Source organism: Larsenimonas rhizosphaerae, assembly GCF_023700005.1.
In the GTDB taxonomy this organism is placed as follows: domain Bacteria; phylum Pseudomonadota; class Gammaproteobacteria; order Pseudomonadales; family Halomonadaceae; genus Larsenimonas; species Larsenimonas rhizosphaerae.
The window spans coordinates 52,950-68,342 of sequence record NZ_JAMLJK010000002.1 but is presented as its reverse complement, the minus strand read 5'-3'; the positions used below and the strand labels follow the sequence as shown (position 1 = coordinate 68,342).

At 60.6% G+C, this 15,393-nt stretch carries 19 protein-coding genes; 14 read left to right on the top strand and 5 right to left on the bottom strand.

Annotated elements, in window-relative coordinates; all coding sequences use genetic code 11:
- Positions 1-52 precede the first annotated feature (52 nt).
- Both NAT21_RS10325 and NAT21_RS10320 read right to left on the bottom strand, forming a co-directional pair.
- Positions 53-1,321 (bottom strand): NAD(P)/FAD-dependent oxidoreductase, encoded by a 1,269-nt coding sequence (locus NAT21_RS10325; RefSeq protein ID WP_250938187.1) that lies wholly within the window; start codon positions 1,319-1,321, stop codon positions 53-55.
- 54 nt (positions 1,322-1,375) lie between these two features.
- The gene (locus NAT21_RS10320; RefSeq protein WP_250938186.1) at positions 1,376-2,269 is read right to left on the bottom strand and encodes an MBL fold metallo-hydrolase; all 894 of its coding nucleotides are present in this window, start codon (positions 2,267-2,269) and stop codon (positions 1,376-1,378) included.
- Between the two features lie 170 nt (positions 2,270-2,439).
- Here NAT21_RS10320 and NAT21_RS10315 point away from each other — a divergent pair, with 170 nt between their 5' ends.
- From NAT21_RS10315 to NAT21_RS10270, 10 genes are all read left to right on the top strand, one after another.
- Positions 2,440-2,763 (top strand): YkgJ family cysteine cluster protein, encoded by a 324-nt coding sequence (locus NAT21_RS10315; RefSeq protein ID WP_250938185.1) that lies wholly within the window; start codon positions 2,440-2,442, stop codon positions 2,761-2,763.
- Between the two features lie 35 nt (positions 2,764-2,798).
- Entirely contained in the window at positions 2,799-3,473 is a 675-nt protein-coding gene (locus NAT21_RS10310; RefSeq protein WP_250938184.1) for a spermidine synthase, read from the top strand.
- Between the two features lie 30 nt (positions 3,474-3,503).
- On the top strand, positions 3,504-3,920 hold the full coding sequence (gene arfB / locus NAT21_RS10305) for an alternative ribosome rescue aminoacyl-tRNA hydrolase ArfB (RefSeq protein ID WP_250938183.1): 417 nt from the start codon (positions 3,504-3,506) through the stop codon (positions 3,918-3,920).
- Positions 3,921-3,989: 69 nt separating this feature from the next.
- Positions 3,990-4,202 carry a DUF3820 family protein gene (locus NAT21_RS10300; protein ID WP_250938182.1) on the top strand — a complete coding sequence of 71 codons (213 nt, stop codon included), beginning with the start codon at positions 3,990-3,992 and terminating at the stop codon, positions 4,200-4,202.
- Between the two features lie 167 nt (positions 4,203-4,369).
- A complete protein-coding gene (locus NAT21_RS10295; protein ID WP_284732764.1) occupies positions 4,370-4,810 on the top strand; it encodes a MarR family winged helix-turn-helix transcriptional regulator in 441 nt (146 codons plus the stop codon).
- Positions 4,811-4,853: 43 nt separating this feature from the next.
- Positions 4,854-5,282: an organic hydroperoxide resistance protein gene (locus NAT21_RS10290; protein WP_250938180.1), complete on the top strand. Its 429-nt coding sequence runs from the start codon at positions 4,854-4,856 to the stop codon at positions 5,280-5,282.
- 193 nt (positions 5,283-5,475) lie between these two features.
- The gene (locus NAT21_RS10285) at positions 5,476-5,967 is read left to right on the top strand and encodes a methylated-DNA--[protein]-cysteine S-methyltransferase (RefSeq protein WP_250938178.1); all 492 of its coding nucleotides are present in this window, start codon (positions 5,476-5,478) and stop codon (positions 5,965-5,967) included.
- 87 nt (positions 5,968-6,054) lie between these two features.
- On the top strand, positions 6,055-6,747 hold the full coding sequence (locus NAT21_RS10280) for an SDR family NAD(P)-dependent oxidoreductase (RefSeq protein WP_250938176.1): 693 nt from the start codon (positions 6,055-6,057) through the stop codon (positions 6,745-6,747).
- A gap of 108 nt (positions 6,748-6,855) precedes the next feature.
- Positions 6,856-8,322, top strand: coding sequence for a Na+/H+ antiporter NhaC family protein (locus tag NAT21_RS10275; RefSeq protein WP_250938174.1), 1,467 nt, complete (start codon positions 6,856-6,858; stop codon positions 8,320-8,322).
- Between the two features lie 73 nt (positions 8,323-8,395).
- Positions 8,396-9,931: a cryptochrome/photolyase family protein gene (locus NAT21_RS10270; RefSeq protein WP_250938172.1), complete on the top strand. Its 1,536-nt coding sequence runs from the start codon at positions 8,396-8,398 to the stop codon at positions 9,929-9,931.
- A gap of 3 nt (positions 9,932-9,934) precedes the next feature.
- Here NAT21_RS10270 and NAT21_RS10265 read toward each other — a convergent pair whose 3' ends face one another.
- Both NAT21_RS10265 and NAT21_RS10260 read right to left on the bottom strand, forming a co-directional pair.
- Positions 9,935-10,234 carry an ArsR/SmtB family transcription factor gene (locus NAT21_RS10265; RefSeq protein ID WP_250938171.1) on the bottom strand — a complete coding sequence of 100 codons (300 nt, stop codon included), beginning with the start codon at positions 10,232-10,234 and terminating at the stop codon, positions 9,935-9,937.
- 91 nt (positions 10,235-10,325) lie between these two features.
- Positions 10,326-11,456 carry an NADH:flavin oxidoreductase gene (locus NAT21_RS10260; RefSeq protein ID WP_250938170.1) on the bottom strand — a complete coding sequence of 377 codons (1,131 nt, stop codon included), beginning with the start codon at positions 11,454-11,456 and terminating at the stop codon, positions 10,326-10,328.
- A gap of 185 nt (positions 11,457-11,641) precedes the next feature.
- Here NAT21_RS10260 and NAT21_RS10255 point away from each other — a divergent pair, with 185 nt between their 5' ends.
- Positions 11,642-11,845, top strand: a complete 204-nt coding sequence (locus NAT21_RS10255) for a hypothetical protein (protein WP_250938169.1) — start codon at positions 11,642-11,644, stop codon at positions 11,843-11,845.
- A gap of 152 nt (positions 11,846-11,997) precedes the next feature.
- Positions 11,998-12,717: a hypothetical protein gene (locus tag NAT21_RS10250; RefSeq protein ID WP_250938168.1), complete on the top strand. Its 720-nt coding sequence runs from the start codon at positions 11,998-12,000 to the stop codon at positions 12,715-12,717.
- A gap of 26 nt (positions 12,718-12,743) precedes the next feature.
- Here the strand turns inward: NAT21_RS10250 and NAT21_RS10245 are convergent, their stop codons facing one another.
- Positions 12,744-13,649 carry an AEC family transporter gene (locus NAT21_RS10245; protein ID WP_250938167.1) on the bottom strand — a complete coding sequence of 302 codons (906 nt, stop codon included), beginning with the start codon at positions 13,647-13,649 and terminating at the stop codon, positions 12,744-12,746.
- Between the two features lie 169 nt (positions 13,650-13,818).
- On the opposite strand from NAT21_RS10245, the gene NAT21_RS10240 reads away from it, so the two are divergent.
- Entirely contained in the window at positions 13,819-14,538 is a 720-nt protein-coding gene (locus tag NAT21_RS10240; protein ID WP_250938166.1) for a glutathione S-transferase, read from the top strand.
- A 153-nt stretch (positions 14,539-14,691) separates the two neighbouring features.
- Positions 14,692-15,330: a guanylate kinase gene (gene gmk, locus NAT21_RS10235; RefSeq protein ID WP_250938165.1), complete on the top strand. Its 639-nt coding sequence runs from the start codon at positions 14,692-14,694 to the stop codon at positions 15,328-15,330.
- Positions 15,331-15,393 lie beyond the last annotated feature (63 nt).

Here is a 15,393-nt window from a genome sequence, read left to right as displayed (position 1 = left end):
GACGGCAGCAGTATCCTGCTCAAATGCTGAACATCTGCTGGTGCTACGCCCGTCAGGCTCGCCTGTCCGGACCGGCCAGCCATTCATGGCCTTTCAGCATCAGGTTCCAGTAGATGAACGGCAGCTGCCGTGCCTTGATGTGCCAGCCCAGTCGAGTAGCCTGCCGGGCCTGGTTGACCCAGTCGGGAAAGGTGGGTTGTAGCTCGCCACCGTAGCCGAACTCCGCCAGCACCACCCGGCCACGCTCGACCGTCAGCGGGCAGGCACCGTATCCGCGATAGCACGAGGGCAGCGGGTCGCCCTTCAGTTGAGCAACCAGGTTGTCTGCCACGACGGGGGCCTGCTTTCGCACTGCGGCAGCGGTCTTGGCATTACTGGTGCCGCTGGCATCTCCCAGCCCGAACACATCCTCGAAACGGGTGTGCTGCAGCGTCTCCGGGGTGAGATCCAGCCAGCCTGCGTCATTGGCCAGTACAGAGGTGCGCACAAGCTCTGGCGCGCGCTGAGGCGGCACCACGTGCAGCATGTCAAAAGGCACATCGGCCACATCATTCCCCGCTTCGCTGGTGACCTGAAAACGCGCGAGCCTGGCCGGACCGTCGACCGCGATCAGCGTCTGCTGAAACCGGCACTGAATACCGTAGCGCCTTATGTAGCGTTCAAGCGCAGGGACGAAGGCCGCTACGCCAAACAGGGCGCCGCCGGCATTGTGAAAATTCACATCGATATCGCCCAGAACCCCCTTTCGCTCCCACTCGGCGCAGGAGAGATACATTGCCTTCTGGGGCGCCCCGGCACATTTGATTGGCATCGGTGGCTGGGTAAAAAGCGCCCGTCCTCTGGTCATCGATTGCGTCAGTGACCAGGTATAGGGCGCCAGGTCAGCCCGGTAGTTGGAGGTGACGCCATGATGACCCAGCGCCGCGTCCAGCCCCTCAATGGCGCTCCAGTCAAGGGTCAGACCAGGGGCCACCACCAGCGCTCTATAACGCAGGGTCGCGCCGCTGTCGAGTTCGACCTGGTGCTGGTCCGGCAGCAGTGCCGTGGCCGCACAGCGGTGCCAGGTCACGAAGGAGGGCATGACCGAAGCCATGGTGCGGCGTGTCTGCTCAGGGGTGAATACCCCACCACCGACCAGCGTCCAGCCCGGTTGATAGAAGTGTTCTGCGGCCGGCTCAACGATGGCAATATCCAGCGCCGGCTCACGGCGGTGCAGGCTGGCGGCCACGGCAATGCCACCGGCCCCGCCGCCGATGATGACCACGTCATGGCCGGTGATGTGCGCCGACGCCTCCTGGTTCAGATCATTCATGCCACTCATGCGGTTCTCCGGTTCATGTGGTGCCCGAGGGCAGGATAATGAGGCCATCGAGCCTCAACGGCTGATGCCCGGCGCATCGAGGGGAATCTTCAAATAGCGTCGCCCATTGTCTTCCGGGGCGGGCAGCCGCCCTCCCCGTACATTGACCTGCAGCGCATGCAGCAGCAGCCTGGGCATCGGCAGATCGCTGTCGCGGTGATTGCGCATCGCGATGTACTCGTCGCGCTGCTGCTCACCCAGCGGATGCACGTTGGTATTGCGCTGCTCCTGCACGGTACTTTCCCAGCGAGGCGCTCGCCCGTCAGGCATATAGTCGTGGCCGGTAAACAACCGGGTCTGTTCCGGCAAGGCCAGAATGGCCTGAATGGAGTCCCAGAGCGCGGAGGCACTTCCGCCGGGAAAGTCGGCGCGTGCGGTACCGAAATCAGGCTGAAACAGGGTGTCATGCACAAAGGCCGCATCACCGATGACGTAGGTGACCGAGGCCAGGGTGTGGCCGGGAGAGTGCATGACCCTGACGGAAAGTTCGCCCAGAGCGAAGGTCTCGCCATCATCGAACAGGTGATCCCACTGGCGGCCATCGGTGTCCAGGGCCGGCAGGTTGTAGATGTCCTTCCAGAGCGCCTGGACCTCGGTAACGGCCCGCCCGATGCCGACCGGAGCACCAGTCCGCTCATGCAGGTAGTGGGCGGCGGACAGGTGGTCTGCGTGGGGATGGGTATCCAGAATCCAGGCGAGCGTCAGCCTCTCTCGGGCAATATAGTCAAGCAGGGCATCCGCATGATGGGTGGACGTGGCACCGGCCTTTTCATCGTAATCCAGTACCGGATCAATAATGGCGCAGGCGCTGGTGGCCGGGTCACTCACCACGTACTGAACACTGAAGGTGTCGGGGTCAAAGAAGCCGGCGACATCAGGCTGGCCAGGAGAGTGGGCGAAGGTTGTCATTGCATCACCATTGAACGTCACTAATGTAGGAAGGCAGGACTCAGGATAGTTCATTTTATAGAATAACGTTATTCTAATTTGATATATATTACCTGTTCGATGTTCTGACATGCCCGTTCGCGGTATTCTGCCCCCGGTATCAAGACGCGATCACAACACAGGATGTTTCAATGCCGGCTACCCCGGATCCCCATGATACGACCGCCCCGCAGGAGGTCAGCTGCTTCAACTGCGAGGCCTGCTGCTGTCGGCTCGAAGTGCTTCTGGACAGCGATGACCTGGCCCGCAACATTCCTCATCACCTCGTCGAGGAAGATGCCTGGGGCGGGCTGGTCATGCGTCAGGAGGAAGATGGCTGGTGCGCCGCGGTCGATCGCAATACCATGCTGTGCACCATTCACTCGCGCCGTCCACAGAACTGCCGTGATTTCGACATCGGCAGCTTTGAATGCCTTGAAGAGCGCGCGATTCACCTGGTGCCGGCACAGCATTGACGCTGCACCCTCCCCCCCTTTGACAGGCGAGCCTCATGGCCAAACTAAGTGAAATCGATACAGCGGCCATTCCCGGCGGGCGCGGTCACCTGCGGTTGTTGCAGCGTGATGATGAATTTTCGATCCGTATCGCAGGCAAACCCGGTGAACTGATGAATACCCGCCTGCACGGCTCGGAAGATGCTCTGGCGGAGCTGGCCTGCGCGCGCGTTGCGGCGCATTCGGCCGTGCGGGTGCTGGTGGGCGGACTGGGCATGGGCTTTACCTTGGCCGCCGCCCTGAAAAGCCTGCCTGCACAGGCCGAGGTCGTGGTGGCCGAACTGGTGCCGGGCGTTGTCGAATGGAATCGCGGCCCGTTGGGCGCGGCAGCCGGTTACCCGATCAATGATCCCCGGTGTCGCATCATTGTGGATGATGTGGTTGCCGTGCTGGAACAGCACCCCGGTGCCTTCGATGCCATCATGCTTGATGTCGACAACGGCCCTGAAGGTCTGACCCGCAAGGACAATGACCGGCTGTACAATGCAAAGGGCCTTCAGACCATTCAGGAAGCACTGCGACCGGAGGGAGTGGTGGCCGTGTGGTCCGCCGGGATGGACCCGGCGTTCAGTGAACGCCTGAAGCGTGCCGGGCTGTGTGTCGAAGAGCATACCGTACGTGCTCATCGTCCCGGCAAGGGCGCACGCCATACCATCTGGCTTGGCTGGTAAATCCACCACTGAACAAGGGAGATACCGCAAATGCCACTGGATATTTCACGCAACGTCTCGATTCCCGACAATGAAATCGAGCTGACGGCCGTACGTGCACAGGGTGCGGGCGGTCAGAACGTCAACAAGGTGTCGTCGGCCATTCACCTGCGCTTCGACATCCGCGCTTCCAGCCTGCATCCGGGCTTCAAGGAAAAGCTGCTGGCCCTGCGCGATCGCCGGATCACCCGGGATGGGGTGGTGGTGATCAAGGCCCAGCAGCACCGAACCCAGGAGCAGAATCGAGAGGATGCCCTGGCCCGTCTCAGGGAATTGATCCGACCGGTGCTGTATTCCGACAAGCCGCGCAAGGCGACCAGACCGAGCCGAAATGCCAAACGCAAACGGATGGACAGCAAGACACGCGATGGTGCCAAAAAGCGCCTGCGAGGACGGGTGGATCATTGAGCCCCGCTTCCTGTCATCTGTCTCTCACGGCCATGCACCGACCGCTCATTTATCTGTCCGAGGGTAGCCATGAATCCGGATGATCTTCAGAAACTGGTGCAGTGGCGAATGCCGTTCGGCAAGTACGAAGGGCGCCTGCTGGCGGATCTGCCCGGCCATTACCTGCACTGGTTCGCTCGGGAAGGGTTTCCCGATGGCGAGCTTGGGCGCCTGATGGCCCTGATGCGCGAGATCGACCACAACGGTCTGTCGCCGCTGCTCGAGCCCCTGCGTCACCGCTGAGCACACTTTGCACGCCACGGCCCTCGCATTGGTTCAGGGCCGTTTTTCGATGAGCCAGCGACACCCTTTCATACCGACTGATACCCTTTGACGATAAGGGTATGCCAAATACGCCTATATGGTAGCGTGCAATTAAATCGCGCACGATCTATATTGAGGACATGACGATGTCGACGGATACAGATAACGACCTGAGCCTTGAGTCACAGCTGTGTTTTTCCCTGTACGCCGCTCAGCTGGCAGTGGGTAGAACCTATCGTCGGCTGTTGAACGAGCTGGCACTGACCTACCCGCAGTACCTGGTCATGCTGGTGCTATGGGAGCGCGATGGCCAGGGCGTGTCACGGATCGGTGAGCTGCTTCATCTGAACTCGGCCACGCTGACCCCGCTGCTGAAACGCCTTGAAACCGCGGGTCTGCTTGTCCGCCAGCGAAGCAGCACGGATGAACGCCAGGTCACCGTGACACTGACCGAGGAAGGCAGCGCACTTCGGCAGCGCGCTGCCTGTATTCCGGCCCAGGCCTTTGACGCCAGCCATTGCTCACCGGAAGAGCTGGCCTCGCTCAAGGCATCCCTGGATCAGCTTCGGCACAATCTGGATCAGTAATCGTTTCCCTTGTTGCAGCAACCTACTCTGACAGGAGCATTTCATGAGCATCGAACAGGTTATTTACCGTGCCCAGGCTACCGCTACCGGCGGCCGTGATGGTCAGGCCACTTCAGCCGATAACGCCCTGGACGTCAAACTGTCGACGCCCAGGGAGCTGGGGGGCGCCGGCGGAGAGGGCACCAACCCGGAACAGCTCTTTGCTGCCGGGTACTCTGCCTGCTTCATTGGCGCACTGCAGTTTGTCGCGGGCCAGGAAAAGGTGTCCCTGCCGGAAGATACCAGCATCACGGGTGATGTCGGCATCGGCAGGGTTCCCGGCGGCTTTGGTATCGAAGTCACCCTGAACGTGTCACTGCCCGGCCTTGAGCAGAAACAGGCTGATGCGCTGGTCGAGAAGGCCCATGGTGTATGCCCCTACTCCAACGCGACCCGCGGCAATATTGATGTCACGCTCAACGTCAGCGTCTGAAACCTGACTCATCGACAGAAGGCGCCCCATCCCGGGGCGCCTTTTTCATGCCCGACCAGATGATGACACGATCGCTGATGACGGCAGGGGCCCCTGACGCCCCCTGGTCTTTGGTCATATCAGGGCGCTATTTGTGCCTGGCACCGTACCCGGTGTGCCAGGCTTGACGTATTGCCCGCACCGGAGCAGAACAATGACAACGGCCCGCCTGACCCTTGCCGATCTGCCGATCGGTACCCTTCGACTGACTGCCAGTGATCACGCACTGACCAGCATCGAATTTTTGACCACACCCGATGCCACCAGTGACGATGACAGCCTCCATCACCCGATCCTGGAGCAGGCCGCCAGAGAATTGTGCGCCTACCTTGCCGGGCACTGCCACCACTTCACCGTGCCACTCGAACCTCAGGGCACGCCTTTTCAGCATCGTGTCTGGCAGGCACTGCAGGCCATTCCCTGGGGCGAGGTGCGCAGTTATGGCGAGATTGCCAGGGCCATTGAGCAACCGGAAGCGGCGCGCGCCGTCGGCATGGCCAACAATAAAAACCCGCTGCCGATCATGATTCCCTGCCATCGGGTCGTGGGCAGCAAGGGGCAGTTGACCGGTTATTCCGGTGGCCTGACCCTCAAGGAACAGCTGCTGGCGCTTGAGCAGGCGCAGCAGAGCATGGCCCTGATCTAGAAAATGCCGGACCAGGGTGGCCGGCGGGTATGTCGCTGCCTACAGTAAGCGGCTATACACTTGCCTGCCGACGGGAGAAATACTGCCATGGACGTTAGAGTTGCACTCGTTTCCGGTGCCAATCGCGGCATCGGTGCCGACATCGCAAGACACCTGTATCAGCAGGGCTGGCAGCTGTCGCTGGGAATGCGTACCCCGAGCCGCCCCGCCTGGGATGATGATGGCCGCTGCCACCTGTTCGCCTATGATGCAACCGAGGGCCAGGAGCCGGCCTGGGTGCAGGAAGCGCACGCTCGATTCGGGCGCATCGATGCCCTTGTTCCCTGCGCCGGGCTCATGATTCCTAAAAGTGTCATTGATGCCGAGGAGGACGAACTGGAAGCCATGATGGCGGTTAACGTCATGGCGCCTCGTCGATTGGCAAAGGCTGCCTGGGAGCCACTCAAGGCCAGCGGCCGTGGCCGCATCCTTCTGCCGGGTTCACTGTCCGGCAAACGCGTCAAGTCAGCCGATTCCGGTACCTATGCACTTACCAAGCATGCCACGGTGGCGCTGGCTCATGCCCTGCGTCAGGCCGGCTGGGAGCATGGCATTCGAGCCACGGCCATCAATCCGGGGTTCGTCAATACGGACATGGCCCGCAGCATCACCCACTATCCTCCCGACCAGATGACCGACCCGACAGCCATTGCAGAGGCTGTCGGGCTGCTGATCAATCTTCCCAATACCTCCAGCGTGGCGGAGTTCAACGTGAACTGTGTGCTGGAACCCATGTACTGAGGTGAGCGCCAGGCCTGACACTGGAAATTGGGCCTTTCCGGTTCGCCTGATAGACTGCCGGCCCATAATCACATACCGCTCTGCCACACACGTGCACAGGACTACACCATGTCATCTTCTTCCTCTACCAGCGCTGCTGACGGCCAGGCACAGCCCCCGGCGCTGACCTTCCGCTTCGGTGTCTGGGGCGCTGCCGTGCCCCTGGTGTTTTTTGTTGTCTGGGCCATCACGATCAGTGTGCAGGGGTTTGCCTCCGAAGTCGGCCTGATCATGGGGGCATTGTTTGGCCTGACGCTGGGCCTGTTCTTCTGCAAGAGCAAATGGCATGCCTATGCAGAAGGGCTGTTTGACGGACTGACGCAGCCCATCGGCGTTGTCGCACTGGTAGCCTGGTTTTATGCCGGCATGTTCGCGCAGGTGCTTCAGACCGGCGGGCTGGTCGAGGGGTTGATCTGGCTGGGAAGCATTTCCGATGCCTCCGGAGGCGTGTTCGTCGGGCTGGCGTTCCTGCTGGCGGCGATCTTCTCCAGTGCCGTCGGCACCGGCTACGGCACGGTAGTGGCCTTTTGTACCTTCATGTACCCGGCCGGCATCGCCGTTGGTGGTGACCCGGTGATGCTGTTTGCCGCGATTCTCTCCGGTGCCATCTTCGGCGATAACCTCGCGCCGGTCTCCGACACAACCATCGTTTCCGCCACCACCCAGGACGCCGACGTACCGGGCGTGGTCAAAAGCCGCTTCAAGTATTCCGTCATGGCCGGCCTGCCGACCCTGATTCTGCTGGTGGTGTTCGGTGGCAGTGACGCAGGCAATGCGGGGCCGGATGCCGTAACCGCCATGCAGTCAGCCACTGACCCGCAGGGCCTGATCATGCTGATCCCGTTTGTACTGGTGCTGACGCTGGCCCTTCGCGGCCAGCACCTGCTGACCTCTCTGACCTGGGGCATTCTGTGCGCCTGCGGGCTGATGCTGGTGACCGGCATGGCCTCACCGGCAGACTTGCTGACCGTGAACGCCGATGGCGAGATGGGCGGCGCACTCGTGCGTGGGGTGAAAGGCTACATCAACATGGCAGTACTGATTCTTCTGATCGTCGGGGCTGCACATCTGATGACCCTCGGCGGCACCATGGACCGTGTGACCGAACTTCTGATGCGCTGGATCAAGGATTCAGTGCGTCGGGCGGAACTGGCGATCTGGGGTCTGGTAGCTCTGCTCAACAGCGCCATCACCATTAATACCGCCGCCGAGATTGCCGCCGCTCCCTTCGTCCGCGAGCTGGGCACGCGCTACCATATTCACCGCTACCGCCGCGCCAACATGCTCGACGCCGTGACCTCGGCCCTGGGCTACATCTTTCCCTGGGGTGCGCCGGTACTTCTGGGCTGGGCGACGATCAGCGCCATGCAGGAAACCTACGCCTGGCTGCCGGTCGTATCACCGACGGCAGTTTTTCCCTTCGTCTTCCAGGGGTGGTTGCTGCTGGCCATCATGCTGTTCGCCGCGATCACCGGCTGGGGCCGCACCTTTGAAGATGCCAAGGGCAATACCCTGACCACCCGCCCTACCGACTGATCTCTCACGGCGCCGCCCTGGCGGCGCCAATTTCCGGCTACGCTTTTCGCATACCCGTGGACAGGATATGCACATGGCCTCTCTCGTTGTTCTTCTGGGCGATCAGCTCAGCGACCGCCTTCCCGCCTTTGATGATTTCGACCTCGACACCGACCGGGTGCTGATGGCCGAGGTCGATCAGGAAGCCCGCTACGTACCGCACCACCCCCAGAAGATTCTGCTGATCTTCGCGGCCATGCGCGCCTTTGCGACCCGCCTCGAGCAACAGGGCAAGCAGGTCATCTACCGAAAGATCGACAGCACCATCGACGCCAATTCACTGGAAGACGCGGTACGCCATGAGCTTGAACGCCGCCACTATGATCGGGTCATCCTGACCCACTGTGGCGAGCACCGGCTGCATCAGACGATGCGGCGCTGGCAGGCCGACCTGCCGGTAGACGAGGTCGAGCTTCGCGCCGACACCCGCTTCATCGCGCCGCTGTCGTTTTTCAGGCAATGGGCCAGGGATCGCAAGGCGTGGCGGATGGAGTATTTCTACCGCGAGATGAGGCAGCGCACCGGGCTTTTGATGAATGCCGACGGCTCACCTGCCGGTGGCCAGTGGAACTTCGATGCCGACAATCGCCGCGCCTATGACGGCAATACGCCCCTGCCCGAGCATCCCGGGTTCGAGATGAGCGAGGCGACCAGAACGCTTGCCCGCCAGATCGAGAATCGCTTCGGCGATCATTTCGGCACCCTCGATACCTTCAACTGGCCGACCACCCATGACGAGGCCGAACGGCTGCTCGAGACCTTCATCGACGAGGCTCTGCCCGGCTTCGGCGACTTTCAGGATGCCCTCGCCCACGGTCAGCCCTTTCTGTTTCACGCACTCATTTCATCGTCACTGAATCTGGGGCTGCTCGACCCGCTGGACGTCTGCCGGCGCGCCGAGCAGGCCTACAGGGACGGCAATGCGCCCCTCAATGCCGTCGAAGGCTTCATCCGTCAGATTCTTGGCTGGAGAGAGTACGTGCGTGGGCTTTACTGGCAGCTGATGCCGGACTACGCCGAGCGCAATCATCTGAATGCTCGCAAGACACTGCCGTGGAGCTACTGGGGCGGCGAGACCGACATGCACTGCATCCGTGAAGTGGTGCGCGGCATCGAGCAATACGGCTACGCCCATCATATCCAGCGACTGATGGTAACCGGCAACTTCGCGCTACTGCTCGGCGTCAACCCACGTGAGGTGTGCGAGTGGTATCTGGCGGTGTTCGTGGATGCCTTCGAGTGGGTGGAGCTGCCGAACACCCTCGGCATGGCGCTGCACGCCGACGGCGGTGTGATGGGTTCGAAACCCTACGCCGCGAGCGGTCGCTATATCGACCGCCAGGGCGATTACTGTGCGCACTGCACGTATAACGTCAAGACCACCAGCGAGGATGACAGCTGCCCGTTCAACAGCCTCTACTGGGCGTTTCTTGACCGCCACCGTGACCGGTTCGAGGGGAACCACCGCATGAAGATGATGTATCGCAACTGGGACCGTCAGGCCGACGACAGGCGCGCGGCGACGCTTGCGCGCGCCCGCTGGGTCAGAAACAACGTGGAAAGGCTGTAAAGCTCACAGCCGTTCGGCGAGCGCACCTAGAAAGGCCTGTGCGGTGTCGCGCTCATAGCGGTAGTAGGTCCACTGCCCGGCGCGATGCGACGAGACCAGCCCGGCCCGTGACAGGGTCGCCAGATACAGTGAGATCGTAGGCTGTGACAGGCCGGCCTTTTCACGAATATGGCTGACACAAATGCCCCCCTCGGGTGCCCCTTCCTTCTGCGGCGGAAAGTGCTCCGCGGGGGCCTTGAGCCAGCTCAGGATATCGAGACGCACCGGGTTGTCCAGCGCGCTTAATACAGTAGTGATGTCCATGCACCTGGCCATAGAAAATGAATGATCGGGCCATTATACGGTGTGCAGGCCGGGCTGCCGAGCACATGACCGGCACACCGATGTGACATGCTCAGCGCACCAGACTATCCAGAGCAGCGCTGTCAAAGTCATGCAGCTCATCAAGCCGGCCTTCACGCACCTTGTTGGCCCAGTCGGGATCAGACAGCAATGCCCGACCTACTGCAATCATGTCAAACTGATGATCGGTACGCTGGTCGGCAAGCTGTTTGATATCCACCCGGCTTTTCGATGTCGGGTCTTCTTCTCGTGTGAAATGACCGGTGCGAAAGGTCTTGTCGAGACCGATACTGCCCACCGCGATCACCGGCCTGCCGGTCAACTCCTGAGCCCACTGGGCCAGTGTCATGTCGCTGCCGGCAAAGCCCGGCTCCCACATGCGGCGCGTACTGGCGTGGAACATGTCGACACCATCCTCGGCCAGCGGACGCAGCAGTTCACCGAGTTCCTGTGGTGTTTCGGCGATGCGGGCGTGGTAATCCGACAGCTTCCACTGGGAGAAGCGGAAGATGATCGGAAAGTCCGGCCCGGTCACGTTGCGCACCGCCTGTACGATCATGCGCGGGAATCGAAGCCGGTTCTCCACGCTGCCACCATAGGCATCGGTGCGCTGGTTGCTCTCCCGCCACAGGAACTGATCGATCAGATAGCCGTGAGCGCCATGCAGCTCGATCGCATCAAAACCGAGGTTTTTCGCCTCATAGGCTGCCCGCGCGAACGAGGCCACCACATCATGGATATCGTCTTCACTCATGGCACGTACCACCTCGACGCCGTCCTCGACGATCGCCATCGGCCCGAAGCCCGACACGTTACCCTCCGGCTCGGTACCCGGACGGCGCTCACGCCCGACATGCCATAGCTGCGGAGCGATTTTTCCGCCGGCAGCATGTACCCGCTCCACCACGTTCTTCCAGCCCTCAAGCCCGGCGCCATGGAAGGCTGGCACGTTCGGGTAGCCGTTGGCACCCGGGTGGTCGATATAGGTCCCTTCCGTGATGATGAGTCCTACACCACCGAGAGCACGGCTCTCGTAATATTCAGCCACATCCGTGCCCGGCACACCGCCGGGCGACATGTTGCGGGTCATCGGCGCCATGGCAATGCGGTTGGGCAACGTGGCACCGTTTAATTTCATGGGTTCAAACAGGGGGGCGGCAAGGGTCTTGTCAGTATCGGCCATGATGGCTATTCCTATAAATATAGATATATATAAATATACTATCCCCAATATGGCACCCTGTATACCTCGCAGTGCGGAAATACCCGACATTAGTTGGATGACCTGAAGTGGCATACAAGCCAACTGACCCAACTGCCATGAGACAAGGTCACTCACATGCGTGAAATCCGCACCTCACGCCCTGCGTGGCCTTTGACCTGTTCATTCTCAAGCGACCCGGTGCCGACCCGTCCTGCAGCCAGGACACCATCACGCGCGCCAGAGCCCATGTGGATAACATGAGTAACAGCGAGCGCGACCAGCTTGTCCACACCCTGATTAACGGGCTCCCAGGTGCTGAAGAGCGATTGATGACATCCAATCGCGAGGCGCTCCCGACTGCCCGCTGATCGGGCGTTTAAAAGGGCTGGCGGCGCTTCAGGGCATCGAAATGGCACTGAAATTCCGTGGCCGATACCTGATTCAGCATAGTATTCGCTTGCACCACGGCTTAAGGAAGTCTTAAATAATATGCTTAGCACGCTTATTAAAAGGTTACCTCATGCCGGACATCCAGCTGGAGCCCCTGGTCGCTTCCCGCGTTTCACTGAAAAAAACCCTCGTCCGTTATCTGGGCTACCTGCTGCTTACCGCCCTGGTATGCCAGGGTCTTTACTGGAGCCTGTTGCTGGAGGAGATACCGCGCTTCTCCGAAACGTCCTTTGTTGAACTTGCCCAGACAGCGGCGCTGGCTGCCAGTCTGGCCTGTCTGTGGTGCGCTCGGCGCAAGGGCCTTTACTCATATGGCATTCCGCTTCTTTTCGGCTGGCTTCTGGCCTCGCTCGTTCGTGAGCAGGATGCGATGCTCGACAGCATCATCGATGATCTATGGCAGTGGTGTGTCGGGCTGATCGCTCTGGTGACGGTGACTCATACCGTTCGCCACCGCCGTCGTATTGCCCGTGAGCTGGGCCAGTTCATCCAGGAGTCCGCGTTCGGTTTGTTCATGGGCGGGTTTTTTACGGTCTATGTCTTTTCACGGCTGATGGGTCGCCACGAGCTGTGGCAGGCCGTACTGGGCAGTGCCTATGAATACCGGATCAAAAGCGGTGTCGAGGAAAGTCTGGAGCTGATGGGCTACCTGCTGATGCTTTACGCCTGCATCGAGCTGTGGGCCAGGGCACGAGAAAGACATCAGGGGGGCAAGGGAGACGCTCGCAGGGTATTCGCACGCGCTCCGCGACTTCACACCCCTTCAGAAAAACAGCGGAACCATGCCTGACGCGTCGCCCGTCAGGGCGTCATGGATCACCCGTGCATCCATGCCACCCAGACCGGTAACGTCAACGCTGCCGCCAGGGTCGATAGAAAGATACAGGCGCCAATGTCACGCTGCTGCTCGGGACGGGTTACAAACGCCAGGACATTGACGCCGATCGGCCCTGCTGCCAGCAGGACCACGACCTGACGGGCCATGGGGCTGATCCCGGGCAGCCAGGCCGTCATCAGTGCCACCAGAGCCGGGAACAGCATCAGCTTCAGCATGGTGATGACACCAATGGTGGCACTGAGGTGCAACCGGTAGCGGGTCAACCCCACGCCCAGCACCAGCAGCGCACAGGGCAGTGCTGCGCGACCCAGCCATTCCAGCATGGTGGTGAGCGTGTCAGGCAGCGTTATCCCGAGCAGGTTGACTACCCCACCCAGCATCAGGCCCACGATAATCGGGTTGATCATTCCCTTGAGCATGGTCAGTGGCTTGAGCTGCTGGCCGCGTGCATCCACGATGGCTGCAAAAAGCGAGTGGGCGGAAAACAGGATCAGACTGTGAAATGCCAGAATCGCATACACGAACATCAGCCCATCATCCCCGAACAGGGACGCGGCCATCGGCAACCCGATCAGCACATTGTTCGAATAGCTTCCTGCCAGCCCCAGTACGGTCGACTCTCCTGACCTGCGCCACACCCACAGATTGATCAACATGAATACGCCCAGTGCGGGCAGGTAATAGGCCAGCAGCAACCACGGCGAGAGCACCTCACCGAGTGGTGCCCGGGCAATCCCCAGAAACAACAGACAGGGCATGAACAATTTGAAGGTAACGGTTCGCAACCCGACCAGAGATTCCGCCGTCAGCCATTGTCGGCGCCCCAGAACGTAGCCCAGCACGATCACACCGAAAATGGGCAAAATGGCCAGTGTTGCAGTCATGTCCAACCTCATGCGGTCCTTCGAAAAAGGGGCCTGACATGCCACATGCCAGAGGGGCTGCCGGCGGCCAGGATGATAGTAGTATGCTCATCTGTATCGTGCGCCTCGCACAGGCAGACAAGCCACACTAAGCTTGGCACACTCATCACTGCACTGCGGAGCTAGGGTCATGGATTACGTACTGTATTACTGGCCGGGCATTCCCGGACGGGGAGAGTTCGTACGGCTGGTGCTGGAGGCGGGACAGGCTGAATATCGGGATATCGGTCTTGAGCCGGATGGCGTCGAGCAGATCGAGACCTTTCTGAACGGTGAAGCAAGCCTGCAGACACCGTTCGCGGCGCCGTTTCTGCTGGCCGAAGGCCAGGTCATTTCCCATGTGGCCAACATTCTGCGTTTTCTCGGCCCGAAGCTGGGCCTGACCTCCGAGGACTCTGTATCCCGCGACTGGGAGCACAGCCTGCAACTGACCATTGCCGATTTTGTGACCGAAATTCACGACACCCATCATCCGCTGGGGCCGTCGCTTTATTTCGAAGAGCAGAAAACCGAGTCCATGCGCCGTACCGCCACCTTTTTGCAGGAACGACTGCCGCTGTTTCTGGGGTACTTCGAACAGATTCTGACCACCAATCCGGCCAGCCACCATCACCTGGTCAATGACAGGCTGACCTGCGTGGATATTTCCCTGTTCCAGGTGATCGAGGGGCTGCGCCATGCCTTTCCCCGTACCATGGAGACCCTCGACGGCACCCTTCCCGGCATCAACGCACTGCATGCCAGTGTCATGGCCTTTCCGCCGCTCAAGGCGTACATGAACTCCTCACGACGACAGCCCTTCAATGAAAACGGCCTGTTTCGCCATTACCCGATCCTTGATCAGCCGTGAGAAAGGCATCATGACGGCGCGACTCGATCAGCATGGCCATGATACGGCCGGCCAGCGGAACCCGGGCTGCCCCCGATCCACGTTCTATGCGATAATCGGCCCCTTTCACTTCTGCTCCCATCGATTGCTGACACCCTAATGACCAACGCTCACATGCCTCACGAATCCGGCCAGCTCTATGTTGTTTCAGCGCCTTCCGGCGCCGGAAAAACCAGTCTGGTCAGCGCCCTGCTCAAGGATATGGATCACATCGGTGTGTCTGTATCTCACACCACGCGCACCATGCGTCCGGGTGAGGAAGACGGGGTCAACTATCACTTTGTCGATGAACCTGCCTTTCAGGCCATGATCGACCGCGGCGAGTTCTTCGAACATGCCTGGGTCTTTGACCGTCACTACGGCACCTCCAGACCGGCCGTGGCCGCCCGCCTGGCGGAAGGCGAGGATGTCATCCTTGAGATCGACTGGCAGGGTGCGCGCCAGATACGTGAACAGCGCCCGGCCACGCGTTCCATTTTCATTCTGCCGCCCTCGTTCAATGCGCTCCGTACCAGGCTTTCCGGGCGAGGCCAGGATGACGATGCAACCATTGCGCGACGCATGAAGGATGCCGTCAGCGAGATGTCGCATTTCAACGAGTATGACTACGTGGTCATCAATGATGACTTTGAAGTCGCCCTTGCGGAACTGAAAAGCATTATTCAGGGCGAGCGATGCCGCAGTGAGCGAGTGCAACTGCGCCACAGCGCCCTGCTGGAGGACCTCTTGTCACACATGCCGCCCGTCGAGTAGACTCGATATCCCCCCGAACATTTGCTCTTGTCACGGGACAGGCCGGATTCCTTCTGCCTGTCG

What these genes read in the sequence shown, in the direction of transcription:
- NAT21_RS10245 (WP_250938167.1), bottom strand. Translation starts at nt 13,649, where the DNA reads ATGACTGCAACACTGGCCATTTTGCCCATTTTCGGTGTGATCGTGCTG.
- NAT21_RS10270 (WP_250938172.1), top strand. Translation starts at nt 8,396, where the DNA reads ATGGCCTCTCTCGTTGTTCTTCTGGGCGATCAGCTCAGCGACCGCCTT.
- NAT21_RS10240 (WP_250938166.1), top strand. Translation starts at nt 13,819, where the DNA reads ATGGATTACGTACTGTATTACTGGCCGGGCATTCCCGGACGGGGAGAG.
- NAT21_RS10280 (WP_250938176.1), top strand. Translation starts at nt 6,055, where the DNA reads ATGGACGTTAGAGTTGCACTCGTTTCCGGTGCCAATCGCGGCATCGGT.
- NAT21_RS10260 (WP_250938170.1), bottom strand. Translation starts at nt 11,456, where the DNA reads ATGGCCGATACTGACAAGACCCTTGCCGCCCCCCTGTTTGAACCCATG.
- gmk (WP_250938165.1), top strand. Translation starts at nt 14,692, where the DNA reads ATGCCTCACGAATCCGGCCAGCTCTATGTTGTTTCAGCGCCTTCCGGC.
- NAT21_RS10250 (WP_250938168.1), top strand. Translation starts at nt 11,998, where the DNA reads ATGCCGGACATCCAGCTGGAGCCCCTGGTCGCTTCCCGCGTTTCACTG.
- NAT21_RS10285 (WP_250938178.1), top strand. Translation starts at nt 5,476, where the DNA reads ATGACAACGGCCCGCCTGACCCTTGCCGATCTGCCGATCGGTACCCTT.
- NAT21_RS10300 (WP_250938182.1), top strand. Translation starts at nt 3,990, where the DNA reads ATGAATCCGGATGATCTTCAGAAACTGGTGCAGTGGCGAATGCCGTTC.
- NAT21_RS10290 (WP_250938180.1), top strand. Translation starts at nt 4,854, where the DNA reads ATGAGCATCGAACAGGTTATTTACCGTGCCCAGGCTACCGCTACCGGC.
- NAT21_RS10315 (WP_250938185.1), top strand. Translation starts at nt 2,440, where the DNA reads ATGCCGGCTACCCCGGATCCCCATGATACGACCGCCCCGCAGGAGGTC.
- NAT21_RS10320 (WP_250938186.1), bottom strand. Translation starts at nt 2,269, where the DNA reads ATGACAACCTTCGCCCACTCTCCTGGCCAGCCTGATGTCGCCGGCTTC.
- NAT21_RS10310 (WP_250938184.1), top strand. Translation starts at nt 2,799, where the DNA reads ATGGCCAAACTAAGTGAAATCGATACAGCGGCCATTCCCGGCGGGCGC.
- arfB (WP_250938183.1), top strand. Translation starts at nt 3,504, where the DNA reads ATGCCACTGGATATTTCACGCAACGTCTCGATTCCCGACAATGAAATC.
- NAT21_RS10275 (WP_250938174.1), top strand. Translation starts at nt 6,856, where the DNA reads ATGTCATCTTCTTCCTCTACCAGCGCTGCTGACGGCCAGGCACAGCCC.
- NAT21_RS10295 (WP_284732764.1), top strand. Translation starts at nt 4,370, where the DNA reads ATGTCGACGGATACAGATAACGACCTGAGCCTTGAGTCACAGCTGTGT.
- NAT21_RS10325 (WP_250938187.1), bottom strand. Translation starts at nt 1,321, where the DNA reads ATGAGTGGCATGAATGATCTGAACCAGGAGGCGTCGGCGCACATCACC.
- NAT21_RS10265 (WP_250938171.1), bottom strand. Translation starts at nt 10,234, where the DNA reads ATGGACATCACTACTGTATTAAGCGCGCTGGACAACCCGGTGCGTCTC.